Genomic DNA, 22,062 nt, shown 5'->3' on the forward strand with positions numbered 1-22,062 from the left:
CTCCCGGGTCGGTTCCCGGCGTGCGGTGCGGACGGCTCCGCGGCCCGGGCGGGCCGGTCGGGCGGCCGCCGGGCCGCGGAGCCGGCTGGAAGGCCGCCGGCCGGCGACGGTGGGCGGCCGGCCGGTGGCGGTCGGTCAGAAGTAGAAGGGGTGGCGCAGGCCGGTCCGGCCGCGGAACGCCCACCAGCTCCAGGCCTGGTAGGCGAGGATCAGCGGGAGGACCACCACCCCGAAGCCGATCAGCAGCTTCAGGGTGGCCCCGTCGGCGACGGCTTCCTCGACGGTGATCCCCGCGCCGGAGGCCGCGGTCAGCAGGTACGGGTACTGGCCGGCCCCGATCAGCAGCACCGGCAGCGCGGTCGCGGCGCAGGTCGCGGTGAACGCCGGGACGTCGCGGCCGCGGGTGAGGGACCACCAGCCGGCCGCGAGGGCTGCGGCGACCAGCAGGAACAGCACCGCCGAGGTGGCCGTCCTCGTCATCGAGGCGCCCGCTCCGAACAGCGAGAGCAGCAGCGCCAGTGCGCTCGCGGCGCCCGCCGCGGCGATCAGGGTGGCACCCGTCCGCCGTGCGGCGGCGGCGAGTCCGGGCTCGGAGCGGAGCGCGATGAAGGCCGCGCCGTGCCCGGCGAAGAGCAGTGCGGTGGCCACCCCGCAGGTCAGCGGGAACGGCGCGAACACCTCGCCGGGGCCGATGTGGAAGGAGCCGTCCGCCCGGCGGGGCACGCCGTGCAGCAGCAGGCCGACCACGATGCCCCAGCAGACGGCGGGCAGCGCGCCGCCGAGCACCACCAGGACGTTCCACCGGCGCAGGGCCCGGGGGCCGCTGGAGCGGCCGCGCAGCTGGACCGCGGCGTTGCCGAGCACCAGGCCGACCAGGATCGCCGTGATCAGCGGGTAGAGGCCGGACAGCAGGCTGCCCTCCAGGTGCGGGAAGGCGCCGAACATCACGCCGGCGAAGGCGACCAGCCAGACCTCGTTGCCGAGGAAGAACGGGGCGATCGCGTCGAGCGCGGCGTTCCGTTCGCCGGTGCCGGGCTCCTCGGCGGGGGCGGGTGCGGTGCCCGGTCCGCCGAGGAACGGGGACAGCATCTGGACGCCGTAGTCGTAGCCGCCGAGCACGAAGTAGCCGGCGAGCAGCAGGCCGAGGAGGGCCAGCCAGAGGGTCTCCAGGCTCATGTAGCCCAACCTTCCGTCACGTCAGGGGAGTTCATCTCGGTGCGGGGTCCGTCGCCGGGTTCAGAAGGCCGGGACCGGCTGCTTCTCGTCGGCGCCGCCCGGCCCGGGCAGGTCGTCGGGGAGCGGATCGCCGGCGCCGAGCTGGGCGCCGTCCGGGCCGCGCCGGGCGAAGCGGGTGATCAGCGTCCAGTTGACCGCCGCGAGGGCGACGAAGACGGCGATGAACAGCGTGCAGGACACGATCAGGGAGCCCCTGCTGACGTTCGAGAGCGCGTCGTCCACGGTCAACTGGCCGTAGACGAGCCACGGTTGGCGGCCGATCTCGCGCACCACCCAGCCGCCGACGGAGGCGATGAACGGCAGCGGGATGATCGCGGTCATCAGGTAGGCGAGCCAGCGCTTGCGCACCAGCAGGTCCTTCAGCAGCAGGAAGACGGCGATGAACGTGATGGTCGAGACGGTGTTGCCGAGGATCGACATCAGGTCCATCGAGTTCTTCACCCAGCCCTGCCAGGGCACGTAGTCCCCGGGACCGTGTTCGGCGACCAGCCGGGCCTGCTCCTCGGCGACACCGCTGCCGTTGAGGACGGCGGCCTTCATCGGCTGGGTCCGCTCGATCACCGGGACCTGCAGGTTGCCGACGATGATGACGAAGAACGAGGAGAGCATGGCCACCCAGACGCCCAGCCGCAGCGAACTGCGGAACAGCGCGGTCTCCCGGGTGCCCTTGGCGAAGTGCCAGGCGCTGATGCCCGCGACGAAGACGCCGCCGGTGGTCAGCGCGGCGAGCGCGATGTGGCCGAGCGCGACCAGGGCGTTGGCGTTGGTGATCAGCGCGGTGAAGTCGGTCAGGTAGGCCGCGCCGTCGCGCACCTCGTAGCCGACCGGGTGCTGGAGGAAGCCGTTGGCGACCAGGATCCAGAACGCCGAGGCGTACGCGGTGAGCGCGACCAGCCAGATCAGCGCGACGTGCACACCGCGGCGCATCCGGCCCCAGCCGAAGATCCACATGCCGAGGAAGGTGGACTCGGCGAAGAAGGCGATCAGGGTCTCCAGGGCCAGCGGGGCGCCGAAGACGTTGCCGGCGAACTTGCCCAGTCCGCTCCAGCTGAGTCCGAACTGGAACTCCATGACGAGGCCGGTCACGATGCCGACCGCGTAGTTGATGACGTACAGCTGGCCCCAGAAGCGGGTCATGCGCTCGCGCACCGCGCGGGTGGCGGGGTCCCGGGTGTAGGCGGCCCGGGTGTGCATGAACGCCACCAGGGGGACCAGCCCCATGGTGAGGATGACGAAGAGCCAGTGCACGCTGGTGGTGGCCGCGAACTGGAGTCGGGCCAGGTCCGCAGCGCTCATGATGCGACCTTCCTGGGGGGCGGTGGGCCTCCGGGTCGGCGGACGGATGCGGGGACGGGGGAAGCAGATCGGGGAGGGGAGGGGAAGAGGGCGGGTTCCTCGCCTCGCGTGTGCAGGTGGCGGGCACTGCTGCCCGCCACCTGCGGCGACGAACCCCGCCGATGACGTTAGGCGAGGATTGCTTATGTCTTCCAAGACCGGTTCTGCTATGTGTGGATAACCCGTCAGGCATCAGCAGAGGTGAACCGTGGATTTGCTGCAACTGCGCCACTTCCAGACCGTCGCCCGTTTCGAGCACATCAGCCGCGCGGCCGAGGAACTGAACGTCGCCCAGCCCTCGCTGAGCCGCACCATCGCCCGGCTGGAGGCCGAACTGGGCACCCCGCTCTTCGACCGGCTCGGCCGGCGGATCCGGCTCAACCAGTACGGCGCGGTGTTCCTGCGCCACGTCGACCGCGCGCTGAGCGAACTCGACGACGGGCGCCGGGCGCTGAGCGAGGCCCGGGACAGCGGGCTCGGCCGGGTCGGCGTCGCCTCCGAGACGCTGCTGACCGTCACCCACCTGATGGGCGGCTTCCGAGCCGCCTTCCCGGGCGCCGAGGTGCGGCTCTTCCAGTCCAACGTGGAGGAGATGGACCGCCAACTGCGAGCCGGGGAGGTGGACTTCTGCATGGCCTCGCAGCCGCTGGCCGGGCCCGACCTGGAGTCCGTCGAACTGCTCAGGGAGGAGGTGCTGCTGGCCGTCCCGCGCGGGCACCGGCTGGACGGCCGGGAGAGCGTGACGATCGCCGAGATCGCCGACGAGCCGTTCGTCACCACCCGCCGCGGCCACTGGCAACGCGCCCTGCTGGAAAGGCTGTTCGCGACCGAGGGGCTCACTCCCCGGCTCTCCTGCGAGGGCGACGAGCCGGGGGCCAGCCAGGACATGATCAGCACCGGCCTGGGCATCGGCCTCATCCCGGCGATGTCCCGGCTGGCCGGCACCGACACCCACGTCCCGGTGGCCTGGGTGCACGTGGAGGCCCCGAACTGCTTCCGGGTGCTCACCCTGGTCTGGAACCGGTCCGCCTACCACTCCGAAGCGGCCCGCCGTTTCCGGGAGTTCACCATCAGCAGGCCGCTGATGACGCACCGCCGGCCGGACCTCCGGACGCACCGCGAGCGGAGCTGAGCGCTCCGCCTCCCCGGTGCTCGATCCTGGCGCGACCCAGGGTCCTTTGCTACGCTCGAACGCGCTGCCGTGTTCCTGGCCGAGGGCGTCGCGTGTCCGAACGGCCGGTATGAGATGGCGTGTTGGCAGGGGAGTCGCTCCCCGGACCGACCACCGGCGGCGCCGTCCTACCTCCCCTTCGCCACGTGACCGGTGCCCGTGTTCCGGCGCGCCCTCGCGCGCGCCCGGGCGCCATCGAGGAGTTCCGCCATGCCCAAGATCACCTATGTCGCCGTCGACGCGACGGAGCGCACCATCGACGTCCCGGTCGGCACCAGCGTCATGCGCGGCGCCGTCTTCAACGACGTCGACGGCATCGTCGCCCAGTGCGGCGGCAACCTGCAGTGCGCGACCTGTCACGTCTACGTCGACGAGTCGACGCTCGACAAGCCGGAGCCGATCCGGTCCGACGAGGACGCCATGCTGGACTTCACCGCCTGCCCGCGCCGCCCCAACAGCCGGCTCAGCTGCCAGCTCAAGTCGTCCGAGGCGCTGGACGGCCTGATCGTGCACCTCCCCGAGCGGCAGAAGTGATGGCCCGCACGACCGGCCCGGTGCCGGAGCGGGCGGTGCCGGAGCGGGCGGGCCCCGACCACCCCGCTTCCGTGGTCGTGGTCGGGGCCGGTCAGGCGGGCTTCCAGACGGCGGCCTCGCTGCGTGAGCGGGGCTATCGGGGGCGGCTGGTGCTCATCGACGCCGAGGACGAACTGCCCTACGAGAGGCCGCCGCTGTCGAAGGCCTATCTGCACGGTGAGGCCGACGAGGCCCAACTCTGGCTGCGGCCGGTGGGCTACTACGCCCGCCAGTCGATCGAGCTGGTCGCCGGTTCGGTGACGGCGGTCGACCCGGCGGCCCGGACCGTCCGGCTCGCCGACGGCTCGGTGTACGACTACGGGCACCTGGTCCTGGCGACCGGGGCGACCCCGCGCACGCTCGGCGTGCCGGGGGCCGGTCTGCGCGGTGTGCACACGCTGCGCACCGCCCAGGACGCCGCCGCGCTGCGGTCCGCGCTCGGCGGGGCCCGGCACGCGGTGGTGGTGGGCGCCGGGTTCATCGGCCTGGAGTTCGCCGCCGCGGCCCGCCGGACGGGCTGTGAGGTGACGGTGGTCGAGGCCCTCGACCGCCCGCTCTCCCGCGTCGTCTCGGCCCGCACGGCCGAGCACTTCACCCGGCTGCACCGCCGGGAGGGCACCCGGCTGGCGTTCGGCCAGGGGGTCGCCGCCCTGCACGGCGACGAGCCGGGCCGGGTCGTCGAGGTGGAGCTGTCCGACGGCGGCCGGCTGCCGGCCGACCTGGTGCTGGCCGGGATCGGGGTGATCCCGCGCACCGGTCTGGCGGCGGCGGCCGGTCTGCGGGTGAGCGGCGGCATCGTCGTCGGCGCCGACCTGCTGACCAGCGACCCGCACATCTCGGCCATCGGCGACTGCGCGGCGTTCCCCCAGGTGCGCTCGGGCAACCGGCTGCGGCTGGAGTCCGTGCAGAACGCCGTCGGGCACGCCGAGTCGGTGGCCGCCCGGTTGACCGGCACCGGCGGCGGTTACCGCGAACTGCCGTGGTTCTGGAGCGAGCAGTTCGCTACCACCGTGCAGATCGCGGGCCTGGACGAGGGGCACGACACCGAGGTGGTGCTCGGCGAGGACCCGGACGCCTTCTCGGTGCTGCTGTTCCGGGCCGGCGAACTCCAGGCGGTGGAGTCGGTCAACCGGCCCGTCGACCACCTGGCGGCCCGACAGCTCCTTGACCGGGGCGCGGGACTGAATCCGGCCGACGCCACGGCCCCCGGCTTCACGCTGCGCGGCCACCTGGCGGGCCGCCGCGGGGGCTCCGCGGTGCCCGTGGGCTGACGGCGGAAGCCGTTCTCCGGCCGTCCGGTGCCCGCCCGCCGTACCGCGGTGCGGGCACCGGAAAGACGGAGGAAATGATTCCGAGAACATTGGCCCCGCATATTTCACAGGTGGGGCCGCAGATCAAGCGCTTTAAATCGCCGAGTGGTTTTCGGCCATGCCCGGACGGCGTTGCGGCGGGTGAACCTTCACAGTTAGTTCATAGGTCACTGTTGCGAAAGCATCTGCCTCTGAGGCAGGATTCAAACAAGATCGCTTGCTTGCTCATTCACTCGTTCGAATAACAAACAGGGGATACGACTGTGCCTGAATCCGCGAGCCCGCAGGGATTCACCGACGAGGCCGCACTGCGCCGCCTCAACCGTGCCACCGTCGAGCGGTACATGCGCACCCTCGGGCAGGACCGGCTGCGCCGGCACGAGCTCTTCACCGAGGACGGCGTCGGCGGCCTGTGGACCACCGACACCGGCTCCCCGGTCGCCACGCACGGCCGGGACCGCCTGGGTGAGCACGCCGTCTGGTCGCTGAAGTGCTTCCCGGACTGGGAGTGGTACAACGTCGAGATCTTCGAGACCCAGGACCCGAACCGCTTCTGGGTGGAGTGCGACGGCCGCGGGAAGATCCTCTTCGGTGACTACCCGGAGGGCTACTACGAGAACCACTTCCTCCACTCGTTCGAGTTGGAGAACGGGCGGATCAAGCTGCAGCGCGAGTTCATGAACCCGTTCCAGCAGTTGCGCGCCCTCGGTATTGCGGTGCCCGAGATCAAACGCACCGGAATACCCACCTGACAATTCCAGAAATCCACCGCCGGATCGGAGCACGTCGTGGAAGACGTCATACGGGAGATTCGTATCCGCGGGGCTTTGCACCAACCCGAATGGAGCGATCTCCTCCAGGTCAACCGGGTGGGCGAGGCGCTTGCCGCACGGCCCGCCCTGGTCCAGCCGGACGAGCTGGCCACCCTGCGCACTCTGCTGGGAAAGGTGGCGGCCGGCGAAGCGCTGGTGCTGCAGTCCGGGGACTGCGCCGAGGACCCGCAGGAATGTACACGTCAATACGTGGCGCGGAAGTCCGCGCTGCTCGACCTGCTCGCCGGGACGCTGGGATTGCGGACCGGAAAGCCGGTCGTCCGCGCCGGCCGCATCGCGGGGCAGTTCGCCAAGCCCCGCTCCAAGCCCACCGAAGTCGTCGACGGGGTCGAACTCCCGGTCTTCCGCGGGCACATGGTCAACGGGCCGGAGCCGGACGCGGAGTCCCGCCGGCCCGACCCGCTGCGCATCCTCACCGGCTACATGGCGGCCGGTGACATCGTCGAGCACCTCGGCTGGCGCGACCGCGCCGCCGGCCGCGACGTGGTCGAGCCCCTGGTGTGGACCAGCCACGAGGCGCTGCTGCTCGACTACGAGATGCCGATGCTGCGGGTCGACGACAAGGGGCGGCTGTACCTCGGCTCGACCCACTGGCCGTGGATCGGCGAGCGCACCCGCCAGGTCGAGGGCGCCCATGTCGCCCTGCTGTCCCAGGTGGCCAACCCGGTGGCCTGCAAGGTCGGTCCGACCATGGAGCCCGCCGAACTGCTCGCCCTCTGCGAGAAGCTCGACCCGTGGCGCGACCCCGGCCGCCTCACCCTCATCGCCCGGATGGGCGCCGAGGCCGTCGCGGACCGGCTGCCGAGGCTCGTCGACGCCGTCCGCGGCGCCGGCCACCCGGTGGTGTGGCTCAGCGACCCCGTGCACGGCAACACCTTCACCGCCCCCGGGGGCCTCAAGACCCGCCTGGTGGGGACCGTCGCGCTGGAGGTCGCCCGGTTCGTCGAGGCCGTGCGGGCCTCGGGCGGCGTCGCCGGCGGGCTGCACCTGGAGACCACCCCGGACGACGTGACCGAGTGCGCGTCCACCGAGGCCGAACTCGACTCCGTCGGCGAGCGCTACACCACCAGCTGCGACCCCCGGCTCAACCCGGCCCAGGCCGTCTCCGTGGTGTCCTCCTGGACCGCCTGACCGGATCCGCCGCACCGAGGCACCCGCGGCACCCGTACGGCGGCACCCGCACCGCGTACGGCGCAGCGGCCCCAACGCCCCGCTCCGCGCGCCCCACACACCCTCGCATCACGCAAGGAACCGGAGTCATGACCGGCATACCCCCCATTCCCGAGTACCCGTTACCGACCGAGGACGACCTGCCCCCGGCCGCCGTGTCCTGGAAGGTCGAGCCGGACCGCACGGTCCTGCTCGTCCACGACATGCAGCGCTACTTCCTCGCCCCCCTTCCCGACCGCACCCGCGCCGCGCTGGTCGGCGGCGCGGCGCGGCTTCGCGACCGCTGCGCCGCCCTGGGCGTCCCGGTCGCCTACACCGCCCAGCCGGGCGGCATGACCGACGAACAGCGCGGCCTCCTCAAGGACTTCTGGGGCCCGGGCATGAGCCCGGCCCCGGAGGACCGCCAGGTGGTGGACGCCCTGGCGCCCGCCGAGCAGGACTGGCTGCTCACCAAGTGGCGCTACAGCGCCTTCTTCCGCACCGACCTGCTGGAGCGGATGCGCGACGCCGGCCGCGACCAGCTGGTGCTCTGCGGCGTCTACGCCCACGTGGGCGTGCTGGCCACCGCCGTCGAGGCGTTCACCAACGACATCCAGGTGTTCCTCGCCGCCGACGCCACCGCCGACTTCTCCCCGGAGTACCACCGCTCGGCGCTCACCTACGCCGCCGAGCGCTGCGCCATGGTCACCACGGTCGGAAGGCTGTTCCCGTGACGGCCGGCCCGGACGGCCCGGGCGGCGGGCCGGACCTGCTCCGCGAGGTGCTGGCGGGCCGCCCGGAGGCCTTCGCCCTGCTGCACCGGCCGGCCGCGGCCGCCGGGGGCGGGTCCGGCGGCCCCGTGGTGGAGGTGCTGACCGGCTCGGTGGCGCTGCCCGCCGCGCTGGCCGACATCCCGCTGGCCGACATCCCGCTGCCCGGCACCCCGCTGCCCGGCACCCCGCTGCCCGACATCCCGCTGCCCGGCACCCCGCCGGGCGGCCTCCCGGCGGCCGGGGCCGGGGACCGGCACGAGGTGCTCGCGGTGCTCCCCTACCGGCAGCTCGCCGAGCGCGGCTTCGAGGCCGCCGACGACGGGACGCCGCTGGTGGCGATGACCGTCACCGGCCAGCAGCGGGTGCCGCTGGCCGAGGCGCTGGCACGCCTCCCGGACGTGCCGACCACGCTCGCCGGCGGCGCGTTCGACGTCGACGACGAGGCGTACGGCGAGGTGGTGAGCCGCATCGTCCAGGAGATGATCGGCACCGGCGAGGGCGCGAACTTCGTCATCCGCCGCACCTTCGTCGCCGACATCACCGACTACGGCCCGCTCAGCGCGCCCGCGCTGTTCCGCCGGCTGCTGGAGCGGGAGTCCGGCGCCTACTGGACCTTCCTGGTGCACACCGGGGAGCGGACCCTGGTCGGCGCCTCGCCGGAGCGGCACGTCAGCCTGCGGGGCGGCACCGCGGTGATGAACCCGATCAGCGGCACCTACCGCTACCCGCCGTCCGGGCCGACCCTGTCGGGCGTGCTGGAGTTCCTCGGCGACCGCAAGGAGACCGACGAGCTCTACATGGTGCTCGACGAGGAGCTCAAGATGATGGCCCGGATCTGCCCGGGCGGCGGCCGGGCGGTCGGCCCGTACCTCAAGGAGATGGCCCGGGTCGCGCACACCGAGTACCTGATCGAGGGGCGGACCGATCGCGACGTGCGGGACATCCTGCGCGAGACGATGTTCGCCCCGACCGTGACGGGCAGCCCGGTGGAGAGCGCCTGCCGGACCATCCACCGGTACGAGCCGGGCGGCCGCGGCTACTACAGCGGCGTCGCGGCGCTGATCGGGCGGGACGCGGCGGGGGAGCGGGTGATGGACTCCGCGATCCTCATCAGGACCGCGGACATCACCCCGCGCGGGCGGATCGGCATCGGGGTCGGCGCCACCATCGTGCGGCACTCCGACCCGGCCTCGGAGGCGGCGGAGACCAGGGCCAAGGCGGCCGGGCTGGTCGCCGCGCTCGACGGCGGCGTACAGAAGCGTTTCGCCGACCATCCGAGCGTGCTCCGCGCCCTGGAGTCCCGCAACGACTCGATCGCCGGCTTCTGGCTCGCCGACACCGCGGCCCGCGCCTCGGCCCGGCCCGAACTCGCCGGGCGCAGCGTGCTGGTGGTCGACGCGGAGGACACCTTCACCTCGATGATCGACCAGGAGCTGCGCTCCCTGGGCCTGCGCGTCACGGTTCGCCGGTTCGACGAGGAGTACGCCTTCGAGGGCCACGACCTGGTCGTGATGGGCCCGGGGCCGGGCGACCCGCAGGAGGCCGGGCACCCGAAGATGCGGCACCTGCGCGGGGCGATCGACACCCTGCTGGCGGAGCGCCGGCCGTTCCTCGCGGTCTGTCTCAGCCACCAGGTGCTCGGCCTGCGGCTCGGGCTGCCGATCCGCCGCCGGACGGTGCCCAACCAGGGGGTGCAGCGGGAGGTCGACCTGTTCGGCGCCGTCGAGCGGGTCGGGTTCTACAACACCTTCGCCCTGGTCAGCCGGGCGGAGGAGTTCACCGCGGAGGGCGTCGGCCCGGTCGAGGTCAGCCGCGACCCGGCCACCGGCGAGGTCCACGCGCTGCGCGGCCCCGGCTTCGCCTCGCTCCAGTTCCACCCCGAGTCCGTCCTCACCCGGGAGGGGCCGCGGATCGTGGCCACCGCCCTGTCCGAACTGCTCGGCCCGGCGCGGGTCCCCGACCCGGCCTGACCCCCGGTGGACCGCCGGGCCGGCGCATCTCCCCCCGATGCGGCCGGCCCGGCTCCGCCCTGCCCCGATCCCGCCCGCCGCACGCCCCGCCCGGCCGCCGCGGCGCGGCACCCGCATCCCCAACGACGAGTGGGAGGACCCATGCACCAGTACGTCGTCGTCGACGCCTTCGCGCGCCGACCGCTCACCGGAAACCCGGTGGCGGTCTTCTTCGGGGCCGACGACCTCTCCGCCGACCGGATGCAGCGCATCGCCCGGGAGATGAACCTCTCGGAGACCACCTTCGTCCTCGCCCCCGAGCAGGGCGGCGACCACCATGTGCGGATCTTCACCCCGGTGAACGAACTCCCCTTCGCCGGACACCCGTTGCTCGGTACGGCGATCGCCCTGGGCGAGCGCACCGAGGCCGCTGCGCTGCGGATCGAGACCGCGATGGGCGTCATCCCGTTCGAGCTGGAGCGGGAGGGCGGCCGGACCGTGGCGGCGAGCATGCGCCAGCCGGTGCCGGTCTGGGAGCCGTTCGACCGGGCCGAGGAGCTGCTGCGGGCGCTGGGGGTGGGCGGCTCGACGCTCCCGGTGGAGATCTACCGCAACGGCCCGCGGCACGTCCTGGTCGGCTTCGAGAGCGTCGAGGCGCTGTCCGCGGTGGACCCGGACCACCGCGCGCTGGCCCGCTTCCCGGACATGGCGACCAACTGCATCGCCGGTTCCGGGACGGCCTGGCGCAACCGGATGTTCTCGCCCGCGTACGGGGTCGTGGAGGACGCCGCGACCGGCTCCGCCGCCGGGCCGATCGCCATCCACCTGGCCCGGCACGGCCTCGGTGCCTACGGGCGGCGCATCGAGATCACCCAGGGCGTCGAGATCGGCCGCCCCTCGCCGATGCGCGCCCTGGTGCACGGCGAGGGCGACCGCGTCGACAGCGTCGAGGTCTCCGGCCACGGCGTCATCACCATCGAAGGAGTCCTGCATGTCTGAGCACCGGTCCGGGGCGTCGAAGCGCTCCGAGTCGCTGACCGGGACGGTCGCGGTCGACTTCCCGGAGTTCCGCACCCCGCCGGCCGAGCCGCTGGGCCTGCTGAACTCCTGGCTGGCCGCCGCGGTCGACCACGGGGTGCGCGAGCCGCGCGCCCTCGCGCTGGCCACCGCCGACGCCCGGGGCCGCAGTTCGTCCCGGACCCTGGTGATCAACCGGATCACCGAGCGGGGCGTCGTCTTCGCCACCCACGCCGACAGCCGCAAGGGCCGGGAGCTGGCGGAGAACCCCTGGGCCTCCGGCGTCCTGTACTGGCGGGAGACCAGCCGGCAGATCATCCTGGCCGGGCCGGTGCAGCGGCTGCCGGACGCCACCGCCGAGGAGCTGTGGGCGGCCCGGGCGGTGTTCACCCACCCGATGACCACGGTCTCCCGGCAGAGCCGGCCGGTGGAGGACCTCGACCACTTCGAGGAGATCCGGGCCGAGGCCCTGGAGCTGGGCCGCCCGCAGCGGCCGCTGCCCCGCCCCGCCTCCTACGCCGCCTTCGAACTGGTGCCCGACGCCCTGGAGTTCTGGGCCGACGGCACCGACCGGCTGCACGAGCGGCTGCGCTACGACCGCACCGCCGGCGGCTGGGGGATCAGCCGGCTCCAGCCCTGACCCCCGCGCGGAGCGCCGTCCGTGCCCGTCCCGTCCCCCGTTTCGGAGATGTCATGACCTTGCCAGATGAGCCGCGGATCTTCACCGGCCACCACGACCTGCGCGCCCGCAACCGCCGGGCCGTCGAGCGGTACCTGGAGACCGGTCCGGAGGCCCGGCTGCGCCGCTACACCCTCTACACCGAGGACGGCACCGCCGCCCTGTTCTACACCGACACCGGCCGGCCCATCGTGGTCACCGGCCGGGAGAGGCTGAAGCGCCACAACGAGCTCTCCCTGGAGGTCCTGCCCGACTGGCGGTGGTCGGACGTCCGCCTCTACGAGACCCAGGACCCGGACCTCGTCATGGTCGAGTGCGAGGGCGAGGGGACGATCCGCTTCCCCGGCTATCCCGAGGGCCGCTACCGCAACCACTTCATCCACGGCTTCACCCTGCGCGACGGCCTCATCGCCGCCAGCCGCGAGTACACCAACCCGATCGAGCACATGAAGTCGCTCGGCATCGAGACCCCGCGCATCCGGCGGGACTGGATCCCCGCCGACTGACCGGTCGGCGGGGGGATCCGGGTGCCGCACGCACGCACCGAGGAGGTTCGATGGAGTCCCACCCCTGCCCCAGGAACCACGGACGCGCGGTCCCCGCCGCCGCCGGTTCCGTTCTCTGCGCCCCGTGCATCGGCCAACTGGAGCGCACCCTGAGGGCGCTTCCCGGGCTGCACCGGGAGTGCCTGCACCACATCCAGTCGGAGCCCCGGCGGCGCAACCCCACCAAGGTCTCGGGGACCCGCCGCCGGGACCGGCTGAACCTGGCCGCGATCGACGCCCGCAACAACATCGTGGCGATCCTGGAGTCCTGGTCGCACTTCGCCGCCGAGCGGCTCGGCACCACCGCGGCGGCCCGCTCCGTGCCGCACCTGGCGCGGTTCCTCGGCCGCCACCTGGACTGGCTCACCGCACAGCCGCCGGCCGCCGATTTCGCCGACGAGATCGAGGACCTGCGGGTCGAACTGCTCAACGCGATCGACCCCGACCCGGACACCGCCGACCGTCCCGCGCCGCCCGCCCGGGACTGCGTGGTCGACGGCTGCCCGGGGACGATCGACGCCTCACCGCAGCACCACACCGGGGGACGGACCAGCATCGGCTGCTCGTCCGGACATTCATGGGGGATACGCGAATGGCTCACGCTACGGCATCTCATGGACCAGCGGCGAAGGGCGGCGGTCTGAGCCGACCGCCCCGCCACCGGCTCGTGCCGACGAACGTCGCCGCGCTCGCCGCCGGCGTCTCGGAGGCGACCATCCGCAAGTGGGTCAGCCGCGGGAAGATCACCCGCTACGGCACGCCGGGCCGCTCGGAGTTCGACATCGAGGAACTCACCGCGATCGCCCTGCGCCGCCGGGCCTGAGCGCCGCCGCACCGGCGGCGACCCCGCGGATCCGCCGCCGGGCGGGCGGCAACACCGCCCGTCGGCGGATCCGCAGGTGCTCATCGCGTCCGGCTCCCCGGGGCCGTCAGCGCTTCTCGTAGCGGCGCTTGTGCCCGCTGATCCCGGCCAGCCGGAACGGCCCGGTGGTCTGCTCCGGGGTCGGATGGTCGCCGCCGTCCACCGGGAGCGAGGCCCCGTGCAGCTCGCGGTAGCGCGCGAAGCCGACCGGGCGGCGGCGCTCGACCGCCGCCCGGTGCTCCGCCGTGCGCAGGTGCGCCCGGTAGCCCGGCACGACCGTTCCGGCGAAGAACTCCGCGACGCTGCCCGAGCCGTAGCTGAGGAAGCCCACCGCCCGCCCGTCGAGGTCCTCCGCCTGGTCGAGCAGCGCGGCCAGGCCCAGGTACACCGAGGCGGTGTAGCTGTTGCCGATCACCTCGTTGTACGCGGTGGTCAGCCCCAGGGCCGCCTGGACCGCCGCCTCGTCGGTGTCCTGCCCGGCGCAGTTCAGCAGGTGGCGGTGCGCCTTGTAGGCCATCCTGGTGAACGGCTGGTGGTAGCAGAAGGCGCTGAACGCCTCCAGCGGCCGGCCGCCCTGCTCGGCGTAGTCCTTCCAGGTCCCCTGCACGGCCTGGAGGTAGGCGCCGATCGACTCCTGGCCGTCGACCAGCGCGGCGTCCCGGTAGTTCGGCCGCCAGAAGTCCATGACATCCGCGGTGAACAGGCCCGAGGGCTCCTCGATCCGCACCAGCGCCGGGTCCGCGGTGACCAGCATCGCCACCGCGGCGGCGCCCTGGGTCGCCTCGCCGGGGCTGTCCGGCTCGTACTTGGAGATGTCGCTGGCCACCACCAGGACCTTCTGCGAGGGGTCGCGGTGGATCAGCCCGAGGGCGAACTGCAGGGCGGCGGTGGCGCCGTAGCAGGCCTGCTTGAGCTCGACGACCCGGGTCGCGGACGGCAGCCCGAGCAGCGAGTGCACGTACACCCCGGCGGCCTTCGCCTGGTCGATCGAGGACTCGGTGGCGAACACCAGGGTGCGGATGCCGTCCGCGCCGTGCCGGGCGAGGACCGGGGCGGCCGCCGCGGCGCCCAGGGTGACGATGTCCTCGTCGGCGGCCGGCACGCTCATCGAGCGCTGGCCGATGCCCACGTGGTACTTGCCGACCGGGGTGCCGTTGTGCTCGGCGAGCTCCGCGTGCGGCAGCACGAACTCGGTGGTGGCGAAGGCGAGGTCGTGGATCCCGACCGGGCCGCGGGCGGTGGCGGCGGTGCCGGTGCTTGCGGTGGTGCCGGTGGTCCCGGCGGTACTCGTGGACATGCGCTACACCCCGACCTTCTCCGTCGCGTTGCCGCGTTCCAGGTGGACGTGGGCGCGCATCAGCTCGCCCGGGTTGGTCTGCGCCGCGAGCAGCGAGAGCTCGCCGCAGAGCACGGTCGCCGCCGCGATGACGGCCAGCCGGCGGGCGTTCTCCCCCGGCTCGCGGTCGGCCCGGCAGCCGAGCCGGGCCATGTTGGCCTCCACGAAGGCGAGCCCCTTGCCGTTGCCCACCGTGCCGACGATCAGGTTCGGCAGGGTGCAGGCGAAGTACAGGTCGCCGTCGCGGTCCTCGGCCATCACGACGCCCTGCGAGCCCTCGACGATGTTCGCCGCGTCCTGGCCGGTGGCCAGGTAGAAGCCGAGCAGCATGTTCGCGAAGTGGGCGTTGGCCGAGCGGATGCCGCCCGCCAGCAGGGTGCCCAGCATGTTCTTGCGGACGTTCAGCCGGACGACCTTCGCCGCCGTGGTGCGCAGCACGCCGGTGACCACCTCGCGCGGCACCAGCAGCTCGGTGACCACGTTCTTGCCGCGGCCCAGGATGCCGTTGACGGCGGTCGCCTTCTTGTCCGTGCAGTAGTTGCCCGATATCGAGCCGTAGGAGATCCCCGGGACGGTCCGCAGCAGGTGCTCCAGCAGCACGTCGGAGGCGAGCGTCGCCATGTTGTGCCCGGAGGCGTCGCCGGTGGTGAACTCGAACCGGACGAACAGCAGGTTGGCGTTGATCTCGTGCCGGACGCCGACGAGTTCGGCGAACCTGCTGCAGCCGCGCACCACCTCCTTCAGTTCCTCGAAGCGCGCCCCGATGGCGCGGGCGGCGGCCAGCGCGGTCTGCGCGTCGGTCGCCTCGACCAGCACCGAGCGGGTCATCCGCTCGTCGACCAGGGTCGCGACGATGCCGCGCTCGGCGAGCATGGAGACCTTGGCGCCGCGGCCCACCGAGGGCCACAGCGGGGACTCGTAGGTGGCCAGCGGGACGTGGGTCTCGGTGGTGGCGACGTTCCCCGAGATGCGCACCGGTCCCACCCAGCGCATCGGGACTCCGGCGACGGCGTGTTCCTCGGTCATCGGGTGCCTTCCGTGAGGTCGTCGGCCGCGGCGGCGGAACGCCGGGCGAACCGCGCGGTGTCGATGCCGCGGTCGGCGCAGAACTCCCGCAGGGAGCCCTGGATCAGCAGGTCGCGGCGGGTGAGGTCGGCGGGGGCGGCCGCGCCGAGCATGGTCATCAGCGCCGCCAACTGGTCGAGCCAGGTGGAGAGCTGGGCGACCAGCGCGTCCACGCCCTGGTCCATCAGCGTGCGCAGGAAGGTGCCGGAGGCGCCGACGCCCCGGGCGCCGAGCGCCAGCGCCCGGGCCACGTCGAGCGGGTGGCGCACGCCGCCGGAGGCCAGCACCGGCAGGTCCACGCCCTGCGCGTCCAGCAGGCAGGCGGCGGTGGACAGGCCCCAGCCCTCCAGGAAGGCGTAGTCGCGCAGGTCGCGCCGGCCGTTCTCGATCCGGGCGAAGTCGGTGCCGCCCCGGCCGCCGAGGTCGGCCGCCCGCACGCCCAGCTCGCGCAGCGTCAGGACGGTCTCCCGGCTGAGCCCGAAGCCGACCTCCTTGACGATCACCGGGACGTCCACGCCCTCCGCGATCTTCCCGATCTGCGACACCCAGGCGGAGAAGGAACGGTCGCCCTCCGGCATCACCGTCTCCTGGACGGAGTTGACGTGGATCTGCAGGGCGTCGGCCCGCAGCAGGTCGACGGCGCGCCGGGCCTTCTCCACCGAGGCGGTGGCGTTGACGTTGGCCAGCACGAAGCCGTCCGGGTTCTCCTCGCGCAGCACGCTGAACGTGCCGGCGCAGGACTCGTCCTTGAAGTAGGCGCTCATCGAGCCGGACGCGATCGGCACGCCGGTCTGCCGGGCGGCGATCGCCAGGTCGCGGTTGATCCGGCCGGTCATCTCGCTGCCGCCGGTCATCGCGTTGATGTAGAGCGGGACCGGCCAGGAGAGGCCGGCGAAGGTCGTGGCCAGGGACACCCGGGGCCGGTCGATCCCGGCCAGGGCGTGGTGGACGAACGACACCTCGTCGAACTGGTTGCGCCCGACGTGGCCGTACTGCTGCTCGACCGCGAGCCGGACGTGGTCGTCCTTGCGTTGAGAGATCATTCCGAGTTCCCTTCCAGGGCGGGACGCAGGGCCAGGGGTCGCACCCCGGCCGCGGCCCACCGCTCCCGTAGCTGGTCGATGTCCGGATGCGCGCCCGCGGTGTCCAGCAGGGCGATGCCGCAGTCGCCGCCCCCGGCACCCGAGGGCTTGGCCGCGCCGCCCACGGCCTCGGCCGCGTCGCACAGCGCCGTCAGGGCGGGGGTGAAGACGCCGAGCCCGAGCGCGTCGTCGAGCCGGGCCAACTCCCGGCGGGCGCGCCGGATCTGTTCCAGGAGGGCCGGCCGGTCGGCCCGGTCGAACGCCTCGGCGGCGGCCCGTACGCAGTCCTCGGCGGCGGCCGCGTAGTGCCGGTGGGCGGGGGTGTCGCGCGGGCCGCGCCGGTGCAGTCCGGACACCATCGCCGCGGTGGAGGCCGGGGTGCCGGTCCAGCCGACCTCCAGGGCCAGCCCGGGCACCGGCGGCAGCCGGCGCACCGCGAGGCCCGGCCAGGGCGCGGACAGCGCCTCGGCCGTGCCCCGCCGGCGGGCCAGGTCGAGCACGGCGGCCCGGTCGGGCGACCGGTAGGCGATCCAGCCGCCCCAGGCGGCGGCGGCGAGGTCGCCGCCGGAGCCCTTGGGGTCGAGCCCGGCCGACGCCAGCAGGGCCAGCCGGTAGCGTTCCTCGGCCGACAGCGCCAGGCCGCCGTGCGCGGCCACCGCGGCGACGGTCGCCACCGTCGCCGCGCCGCTCGACCCGAGGCCGAGCTTGACGCCGTTCTCGTGCAGCCGGCTGCTGACCGAGAGGTCCACCGAGGGCTCCGGCAGGCCGTGTTCGGCCAGCAGCCGGGCGACCGCCTCGACCGCGGCGACGACGTGGGCCAGGTCGCGGCGGGCCCGGTCAGGGTCCGCCGCGCCGACCGGGTCGAGCCGGCCGCCGTGCCACCGCCAGCGCACCGGCGCGGCGGCGAGGTCCGAGGAGATCAGCACGCCCGGGCCGGCGGGCTCGGCGGCGGTGACGGTGAGGTGGCGGTCGACCGCCACCAGGATCGCCGCGCCGCCCGGCTCCACCACCGCGTACTCGCCCGCGACGAACAGCTTGCCCGGGGCGCTGCGCACCACCGGCGGGCGGTCGCCGCTCACGCGTCGGCGTCCGGGCGGGTGTCCGGCAGCGTGCCCGGGCGGGTGTCCGGGGGCGCGTCCGGGGGCGCGTCCAGCAATCGCGCGCCCGGCCCCGGCCCGGCGATGTGCACCGCGGCGCCGCCGACGGCCGCCCGCACCGCCGCGGCCACCCGCCCGGCGTCCGCGCCCCGGCAGAGCACCTTGACGTTCGGTCCGGCGTCCATCGTCGCGTACGCCGCCACCCCGCCCCGCCGCAGCTCCAGCACGGCGTCCAGCACGGTCAGCGTGGCCGCCGACAGGTAGCGCACCGCCGGGCGGGCCGCCAGCATCGTGGCGTGCATCCCGAGCGCGTTGCGCTCGGCGATCTCGCCCACCGCGTCGAGGTCGGCGCGGCTCAGCGCCTGCTGCATCCCGATCAGGTCGGCCTGGCTGGAGGCGGCCCACGGCCGGTACAGCGGCGAGGTGTCGACGGTGCGGCGCATCGCCTCCCGGCTGGACACCGCCTTGGGCCCGGCGTCGACCACCGCGACCACCAGCGCCGGATCCAGCGCGTGCACCGGTACCGCCAGCGGCTCCGCGTACGAGCCGAGGTCGGCGTCGGTGTGGCCGGGCTGTCCGGCGTGCCAGAGGGCGAAGCCGCCGAAGACCGACCGCGAGGCCGAGCCCGAGCCGCGCCGGGCCAGCCGGGAGAGCCCGGTGGCGTCGAGGCCGAGCCCGTACGCGGCGCCGGCGGCGGTGGCCAGCGCGGCGAACCCGCTGGCGGAGGAGGCGAGTCCGGCGCCGGTGGGCACGGTGTTGCGGGTCTCCACGACGGCCGGCAGCGCCAGCCCGGCGCGCTCGCGGACCAGCTCCAGGAAGGCGACCACCCGGCGCCGCGGCTCGCCGTCCAGCGGCACGCCGTCGAGCGTGACCGCGTCCTGCCCGGCGCCGGGCGCGAGCCGGACCCGGGTGGTGGTCGGGAAGACGTCCAGGGTGAGCGAGAGGCTGTCGGTCCACGGCAGGACGAGCCGCTCGTCCCGTTTGCCCCAGTACTTGATCAGCGCGATGTTCGGGTGCGCGACGGCGGTGGCGTCCCCGGCGGCGGCGGGGTGGTCGGGCACCCTGACGGGCTGTTCAACGGCCATGGGCGGACCGCCCCCCGAACGGAACGGACCAGGTCTGGACGGCGCCGGCCGCCAGCAGCGCGCGGGTGACCTCGGCCGCCCGCTCCGCGCGGGCCAGCGCGATCACACAGCCGCCCATGCCGCCGCCGGTGATCTTGGCGCCGAGGCCGCCGCCGGCCAGTGCGGCCTCGACCATCCCGTCGATCCGGTCGGTGCTCAGCCCGCCCGCGTGCAACAGCTCGTGGTAGTCGGTGAGTCGGGCGCCCAGCTGCTCCGGCCGGCCCTCGGCGAGCGCCAGCCGGGCGGTCTCGGTCAGCTCGGTGGCCCGGCGCACGAAGGCGTCCTGGCTGCCCGGGCGCTCCTCGAAGCCGCGGCGCAGCAGCTCGACGGCGTCCTTGGTCCGGCCCGCGACGCCGCTGTCCGCGACGATGAACAGGCCCTCGCAGCCGATCGGCAGCTCCTGCGCCCGCCCGGCCCGGAACAGCAGCGGGGCGGTCGCGCCGACGGCCATCGCGTCGACGCCGCTGGCCCGTCCGTGGGCCACGTTCTCGGCCGTCTGCACCAGGTCGAACGCCAGCCGGGGCGTCACCTCGCGCTCGAAGAGGTCGGCCAGCGCGTGGACCACCGCCCGGGCGCAGGCCGCGCTGGAGCCGAGCCCGCGGCCGACCGGGATCGCGCAGTCGATGATCACGTCGAGGTGCACGGTGTCGGGCACGCCCAGCGCGGCCCGGAACTCGGCGGTCAGCCGGTGCAGCCCGTCGGAGGCCTGGGCGGCCCTCGGCCGGGCCTTGTCGCCGGTCATGGTGAGGGAGAAGTCGTCGGGGTCGGCGGGCGACTGCGCGGAGGACCCGGCGGTGGCCGTGACGGCCAGCTGCGGGACCGGGAGAGCCAGCGCCGGGGCTCCGTAGACCACCGCGTGCTCGCCCAGCACGATGGCCTTGGCCCGGGCCCGGCCGGTGCCGACGGGCCGGGCCCCGCGGTGCTCGGACAGCCCTTCGGCTGCGGCGGGTAGGGACAACGAACTCAGCTCCCCGTGTCGTTTCTGCATGGAGATCGCTCATCCAGGGTTCTCGGGAGGAAGGAATCCGGTGACGGGCCGTGCGCCGGGACGGCGAAGGGCCCGCCGGGGACCGAGGAGCGGCCCCCGGCGGGCCCTGGCGGGCGCCGCCGGCGTGTCCTACTTCTCGGCGACCAGCATCTTCTCGACCGGGCGCCGCCACTGGTAGTACGACTGGATCTTGTGGTACTCGCCCTTGGGGGTGACCGTGACGCCGTAGACGAAGTCGCGGCCCTCGGTGCCGTACGGGGCCTCCTTCACCAGCCGCACGATCTGCGGGGCGACGGTGACGGGCAGCGCCAGCGGCTCGGGCGTCTTCACCGAGTAGGTGATCCGCGAGATCTCCGGGGAGTCCCAGCTCAGTGTGGCGTACAGGACGAAGGCCTTCTCGTTGAACGCCAGCAGTTCGTCGCTGGGCCCGGGCAGGCCGATCTCGCGGAGCATCGAGCGGACGCCCTCGGGACCGAAGGTCTCCCGCGGTACCCGGGCGCCGGCACCGCCGCCGAAGTAGAGGTTGACCGTGCGGCTGCCGTAGTCGATGCCGACCGTGCTGACGACGTCGGACAGCCCGTAGCGGTCGAAGACGTCGAGGTGGGCGGTGATGCTCTCCGGCGCGGACGGCAGCGCCGCCACCTCGCGGACCGTCAGCAGCCGCTCGGCGGTGGGGAAGGACCAGGCCTTGGTGAACCCGGCGCGGACGCCGAAGTCGACGCCGCAGCTGTCGATCGGCAGTCCGCCGTGCACCTCGGCCAGCAGCCGGCCGACGGGGTGGTCGGTCGGCTCGGTCAGGCCGTTGGCCAGCGCGACGGCGTACGGGTCGAGGCCCCGGGGGAGCATGGTGAAGCGGCAGTCGAGGTCATCGGCGCCGCCCGGGCTGTTCTGCACCCGGAAGGAGATCACCGCGTCCTCCAGCACGTCCCGGTAGGCGGTGAGGACGGGCCGGACGGTGCCGCTCTCGAAGGGCACGTCCACCACGCGGGCGGTTCCCTCGATGGCCGCGTAGAAGTTCTCCAGGAAGGGGCTTTCCGACATTGTTCCTCCACCTGTCCAGTCGTGGCGTGCCTGTGTGGACGTCCCCCCGCGCACGCCGCGGCTCGGGCGGGTGACGGTTCATCGAGGGGGAGCCGGTACTCGTGTCGGCCGCGGACCTGGTCCGACCTGCGCGGACCGGCGGCTGCGACACTCAACCCCCGCCCCCGGAACGGGTTTTGGGCAGGGTGGGCGTGCAGGAATAGTGACACGCGATCCACTGCCGGGCCAAGACCCCGGGAAAGTGACCCGGATCACTCCCGGCCGCCGTACCGTCGCCGTGCCGCCGCCGCGCCCCCGTCGGCCCCGCCGCCCCGTCCGCCGGTCCGTATTCGGCCGCACGGGTCGGCCCGGTCTGGCATGATGTCCACGGTGTCGGGGTGCTAGCTCAATGGGTAGAGCAGCGGACTTTTAATCCGTAGGTTCAGGGTTCGAGCCCCTGGCGCCCCACCGGCACGAAGGCCCGGTCCGGATCGTCTCCGGCCCGGGCCTCCGCCGTTTCCGGGCCGCCGCCGAACTGCGGAACGAATCGGCCGAATCGTCGGTTTGTATGATCCAGAGGTGGGTCCACTGGGGAACGAAGGACCTGTCGTGGGAGTCGTGGGGGGTGTCATTCCCGGGGCGTTCGTCGGTTATTGCGACCGTCGTATGTGCAACCCGGGGGCGACCTCGGCCGTCTCTCTGTGTGCAACGCGTCCGGACGCAGGGGGGCGCGGCGTCCGGCGGTGAAAGGTGCACGCATGTCAGGTCAGCGGAGCGAGGGTCCGGCCCGCGGTGACGACGCGCCCGGCGCGCCCACGACCGACGGCGCGCACGCCGGTGCGGTGCCGGCGCCGAGGCCCGGCGGCCGCGCCGAGGCCCGCCGGGCCGCCCAGGGCAGGGCGGGCGCGGCCCAGGGCG

The 22,062-nt window shown here is 73.8% G+C and carries 21 protein-coding genes and 1 tRNA gene; 13 read left to right on the plus strand and 9 right to left on the minus strand.

The window, feature by feature from the left end; genetic code table 11:
* Positions 1 to 135: 135 nt before the first annotated feature.
* Both ACFVFS_RS18590 and ACFVFS_RS18595 read right to left on the minus strand, forming a co-directional pair.
* Complete coding sequence (locus ACFVFS_RS18590; protein ID WP_380625382.1) at positions 136 to 1,176, minus strand: cytochrome d ubiquinol oxidase subunit II; 1,041 nt, start codon at positions 1,174 to 1,176, stop codon at positions 136 to 138.
* Between the two features lie 60 nt (positions 1,177 to 1,236).
* Positions 1,237 to 2,532, minus strand: coding sequence for a cytochrome ubiquinol oxidase subunit I (locus ACFVFS_RS18595; protein ID WP_380625384.1), 1,296 nt, complete (start codon positions 2,530 to 2,532; stop codon positions 1,237 to 1,239).
* Between the two features lie 247 nt (positions 2,533 to 2,779).
* Between ACFVFS_RS18595 and ACFVFS_RS18600 the strand changes: the two genes are divergently transcribed.
* The 12 genes from ACFVFS_RS18600 (at position 2,780) to ACFVFS_RS18655 (ending at position 13,393) form a co-directional block, all read left to right on the plus strand.
* On the plus strand, positions 2,780 to 3,703 hold the full coding sequence (locus tag ACFVFS_RS18600; RefSeq protein ID WP_380625386.1) for a LysR family transcriptional regulator: 924 nt from the start codon (positions 2,780 to 2,782) through the stop codon (positions 3,701 to 3,703).
* Positions 3,704 to 3,952: 249 nt separating this feature from the next.
* A complete protein-coding gene (locus ACFVFS_RS18605) occupies positions 3,953 to 4,276 on the plus strand; it encodes a 2Fe-2S iron-sulfur cluster-binding protein (protein ID WP_380625388.1) in 324 nt (107 codons plus the stop codon).
* Positions 4,276 to 5,586 (plus strand): NAD(P)/FAD-dependent oxidoreductase, encoded by a 1,311-nt coding sequence (locus ACFVFS_RS18610; protein WP_380625390.1) that lies wholly within the window; start codon positions 4,276 to 4,278, stop codon positions 5,584 to 5,586. The genes ACFVFS_RS18605 and ACFVFS_RS18610 overlap by 1 nt, the downstream gene beginning before the upstream one ends.
* Positions 5,587 to 5,888: 302 nt before the next feature.
* A complete protein-coding gene (locus ACFVFS_RS18615; RefSeq protein ID WP_380625392.1) occupies positions 5,889 to 6,377 on the plus strand; it encodes a PhzA/PhzB family protein in 489 nt (162 codons plus the stop codon).
* Between the two features lie 36 nt (positions 6,378 to 6,413).
* Positions 6,414 to 7,589: a 3-deoxy-7-phosphoheptulonate synthase gene (locus ACFVFS_RS18620; RefSeq protein ID WP_380625394.1), complete on the plus strand. Its 1,176-nt coding sequence runs from the start codon at positions 6,414 to 6,416 to the stop codon at positions 7,587 to 7,589.
* A 128-nt stretch (positions 7,590 to 7,717) separates the two neighbouring features.
* A complete protein-coding gene (locus ACFVFS_RS18625; protein WP_380625396.1) occupies positions 7,718 to 8,341 on the plus strand; it encodes an isochorismatase family protein in 624 nt (207 codons plus the stop codon).
* Positions 8,338 to 10,350 carry an anthranilate synthase family protein gene (locus ACFVFS_RS18630; protein WP_380625398.1) on the plus strand — a complete coding sequence of 671 codons (2,013 nt, stop codon included), beginning with the start codon at positions 8,338 to 8,340 and terminating at the stop codon, positions 10,348 to 10,350. The genes ACFVFS_RS18625 and ACFVFS_RS18630 overlap by 4 nt, the downstream gene beginning before the upstream one ends.
* 141 nt (positions 10,351 to 10,491) lie before the next feature.
* Positions 10,492 to 11,328, plus strand: a complete 837-nt coding sequence (locus tag ACFVFS_RS18635) for a PhzF family phenazine biosynthesis protein (protein ID WP_380625400.1) — start codon at positions 10,492 to 10,494, stop codon at positions 11,326 to 11,328.
* Positions 11,321 to 11,986: a phenazine biosynthesis FMN-dependent oxidase PhzG gene (phzG, locus tag ACFVFS_RS18640; RefSeq protein ID WP_380625402.1), complete on the plus strand. Its 666-nt coding sequence runs from the start codon at positions 11,321 to 11,323 to the stop codon at positions 11,984 to 11,986. Before ACFVFS_RS18635 ends, phzG begins: the two co-directional genes overlap by 8 nt.
* 53 nt (positions 11,987 to 12,039) lie before the next feature.
* Positions 12,040 to 12,531, plus strand: a complete 492-nt coding sequence (locus ACFVFS_RS18645) for a PhzA/PhzB family protein (RefSeq protein WP_380625404.1) — start codon at positions 12,040 to 12,042, stop codon at positions 12,529 to 12,531.
* A gap of 50 nt (positions 12,532 to 12,581) precedes the next feature.
* Positions 12,582 to 13,214 carry a hypothetical protein gene (locus tag ACFVFS_RS18650; RefSeq protein WP_380625406.1) on the plus strand — a complete coding sequence of 211 codons (633 nt, stop codon included), beginning with the start codon at positions 12,582 to 12,584 and terminating at the stop codon, positions 13,212 to 13,214.
* Positions 13,215 to 13,237: 23 nt separating this feature from the next.
* Positions 13,238 to 13,393, plus strand: coding sequence for a hypothetical protein (locus tag ACFVFS_RS18655; RefSeq protein ID WP_376086625.1), 156 nt, complete (start codon positions 13,238 to 13,240; stop codon positions 13,391 to 13,393).
* Positions 13,394 to 13,499: 106 nt separating this feature from the next.
* Here the strand turns inward: ACFVFS_RS18655 and ACFVFS_RS18660 are convergent, their stop codons facing one another.
* The 7 genes from ACFVFS_RS18660 to ACFVFS_RS18690 all read right to left on the minus strand — a co-directional run bounded on the left by ACFVFS_RS18660 (position 13,500) and on the right by ACFVFS_RS18690 (position 21,165).
* Positions 13,500 to 14,729: a hydroxymethylglutaryl-CoA synthase gene (locus ACFVFS_RS18660; RefSeq protein WP_380625408.1), complete on the minus strand. Its 1,230-nt coding sequence runs from the start codon at positions 14,727 to 14,729 to the stop codon at positions 13,500 to 13,502.
* A gap of 3 nt (positions 14,730 to 14,732) precedes the next feature.
* Positions 14,733 to 15,794: a hydroxymethylglutaryl-CoA reductase gene (locus ACFVFS_RS18665; protein WP_380625409.1), complete on the minus strand. Its 1,062-nt coding sequence runs from the start codon at positions 15,792 to 15,794 to the stop codon at positions 14,733 to 14,735.
* Positions 15,791 to 16,876, minus strand: a complete 1,086-nt coding sequence (fni, locus tag ACFVFS_RS18670; protein WP_380625410.1) for a type 2 isopentenyl-diphosphate Delta-isomerase — start codon at positions 16,874 to 16,876, stop codon at positions 15,791 to 15,793. The genes ACFVFS_RS18665 and fni overlap by 4 nt, the downstream gene beginning before the upstream one ends.
* Positions 16,873 to 17,994, minus strand: a complete 1,122-nt coding sequence (locus tag ACFVFS_RS18675) for a phosphomevalonate kinase (RefSeq protein ID WP_380625412.1) — start codon at positions 17,992 to 17,994, stop codon at positions 16,873 to 16,875. Before ACFVFS_RS18675 ends, fni begins: the two co-directional genes overlap by 4 nt.
* A complete protein-coding gene (gene mvaD / locus ACFVFS_RS18680; protein WP_380625414.1) occupies positions 17,991 to 19,097 on the minus strand; it encodes a diphosphomevalonate decarboxylase in 1,107 nt (368 codons plus the stop codon). Before mvaD ends, ACFVFS_RS18675 begins: the two co-directional genes overlap by 4 nt.
* Positions 19,087 to 20,124, minus strand: a complete 1,038-nt coding sequence (gene mvk / locus ACFVFS_RS18685; RefSeq protein WP_380625415.1) for a mevalonate kinase — start codon at positions 20,122 to 20,124, stop codon at positions 19,087 to 19,089. The genes mvaD and mvk overlap by 11 nt, the downstream gene beginning before the upstream one ends.
* Before the next feature lie 129 nt (positions 20,125 to 20,253).
* Positions 20,254 to 21,165 (minus strand): aromatic prenyltransferase, encoded by a 912-nt coding sequence (locus ACFVFS_RS18690; RefSeq protein WP_380625417.1) that lies wholly within the window; start codon positions 21,163 to 21,165, stop codon positions 20,254 to 20,256.
* Between the two features lie 374 nt (positions 21,166 to 21,539).
* Here ACFVFS_RS18690 and ACFVFS_RS18695 point away from each other — a divergent pair.
* Positions 21,540 to 21,612, plus strand: a tRNA-Lys gene (locus ACFVFS_RS18695).
* The last annotated feature ends 450 nt before the right edge of the window (positions 21,613 to 22,062 follow it).

This window comes from Kitasatospora sp. NPDC057692, from assembly GCF_042799475.1.
Taxonomy (GTDB): Bacteria; Actinomycetota; Actinomycetes; order Streptomycetales; family Streptomycetaceae; genus Kitasatospora.

Bases quoted from the DNA above. Each gene is read 5' to 3' on its own strand.
- ACFVFS_RS18635 (WP_380625400.1), top strand. From the start codon at position 10,492: ATGCACCAGTACGTCGTCGTCGACGCCTTCGCGCGCCGACCGCTCACC.
- ACFVFS_RS18660 (WP_380625408.1), bottom strand. From the start codon at position 14,729: ATGTCCACGAGTACCGCCGGGACCACCGGCACCACCGCAAGCACCGGC.
- mvk (WP_380625415.1), bottom strand. From the start codon at position 20,124: ATGCAGAAACGACACGGGGAGCTGAGTTCGTTGTCCCTACCCGCCGCA.
- ACFVFS_RS18590 (WP_380625382.1), bottom strand. From the start codon at position 1,176: ATGAGCCTGGAGACCCTCTGGCTGGCCCTCCTCGGCCTGCTGCTCGCC.
- ACFVFS_RS18650 (WP_380625406.1), top strand. From the start codon at position 12,582: ATGGAGTCCCACCCCTGCCCCAGGAACCACGGACGCGCGGTCCCCGCC.
- ACFVFS_RS18690 (WP_380625417.1), bottom strand. From the start codon at position 21,165: ATGTCGGAAAGCCCCTTCCTGGAGAACTTCTACGCGGCCATCGAGGGA.
- mvaD (WP_380625414.1), bottom strand. From the start codon at position 19,097: ATGGCCGTTGAACAGCCCGTCAGGGTGCCCGACCACCCCGCCGCCGCC.
- ACFVFS_RS18665 (WP_380625409.1), bottom strand. From the start codon at position 15,794: ATGACCGAGGAACACGCCGTCGCCGGAGTCCCGATGCGCTGGGTGGGA.
- ACFVFS_RS18595 (WP_380625384.1), bottom strand. From the start codon at position 2,532: ATGAGCGCTGCGGACCTGGCCCGACTCCAGTTCGCGGCCACCACCAGC.
- ACFVFS_RS18605 (WP_380625388.1), top strand. From the start codon at position 3,953: ATGCCCAAGATCACCTATGTCGCCGTCGACGCGACGGAGCGCACCATC.
- ACFVFS_RS18625 (WP_380625396.1), top strand. From the start codon at position 7,718: ATGACCGGCATACCCCCCATTCCCGAGTACCCGTTACCGACCGAGGAC.
- ACFVFS_RS18610 (WP_380625390.1), top strand. From the start codon at position 4,276: ATGGCCCGCACGACCGGCCCGGTGCCGGAGCGGGCGGTGCCGGAGCGG.
- fni (WP_380625410.1), bottom strand. From the start codon at position 16,876: ATGATCTCTCAACGCAAGGACGACCACGTCCGGCTCGCGGTCGAGCAG.
- ACFVFS_RS18645 (WP_380625404.1), top strand. From the start codon at position 12,040: ATGACCTTGCCAGATGAGCCGCGGATCTTCACCGGCCACCACGACCTG.
- phzG (WP_380625402.1), top strand. From the start codon at position 11,321: ATGTCTGAGCACCGGTCCGGGGCGTCGAAGCGCTCCGAGTCGCTGACC.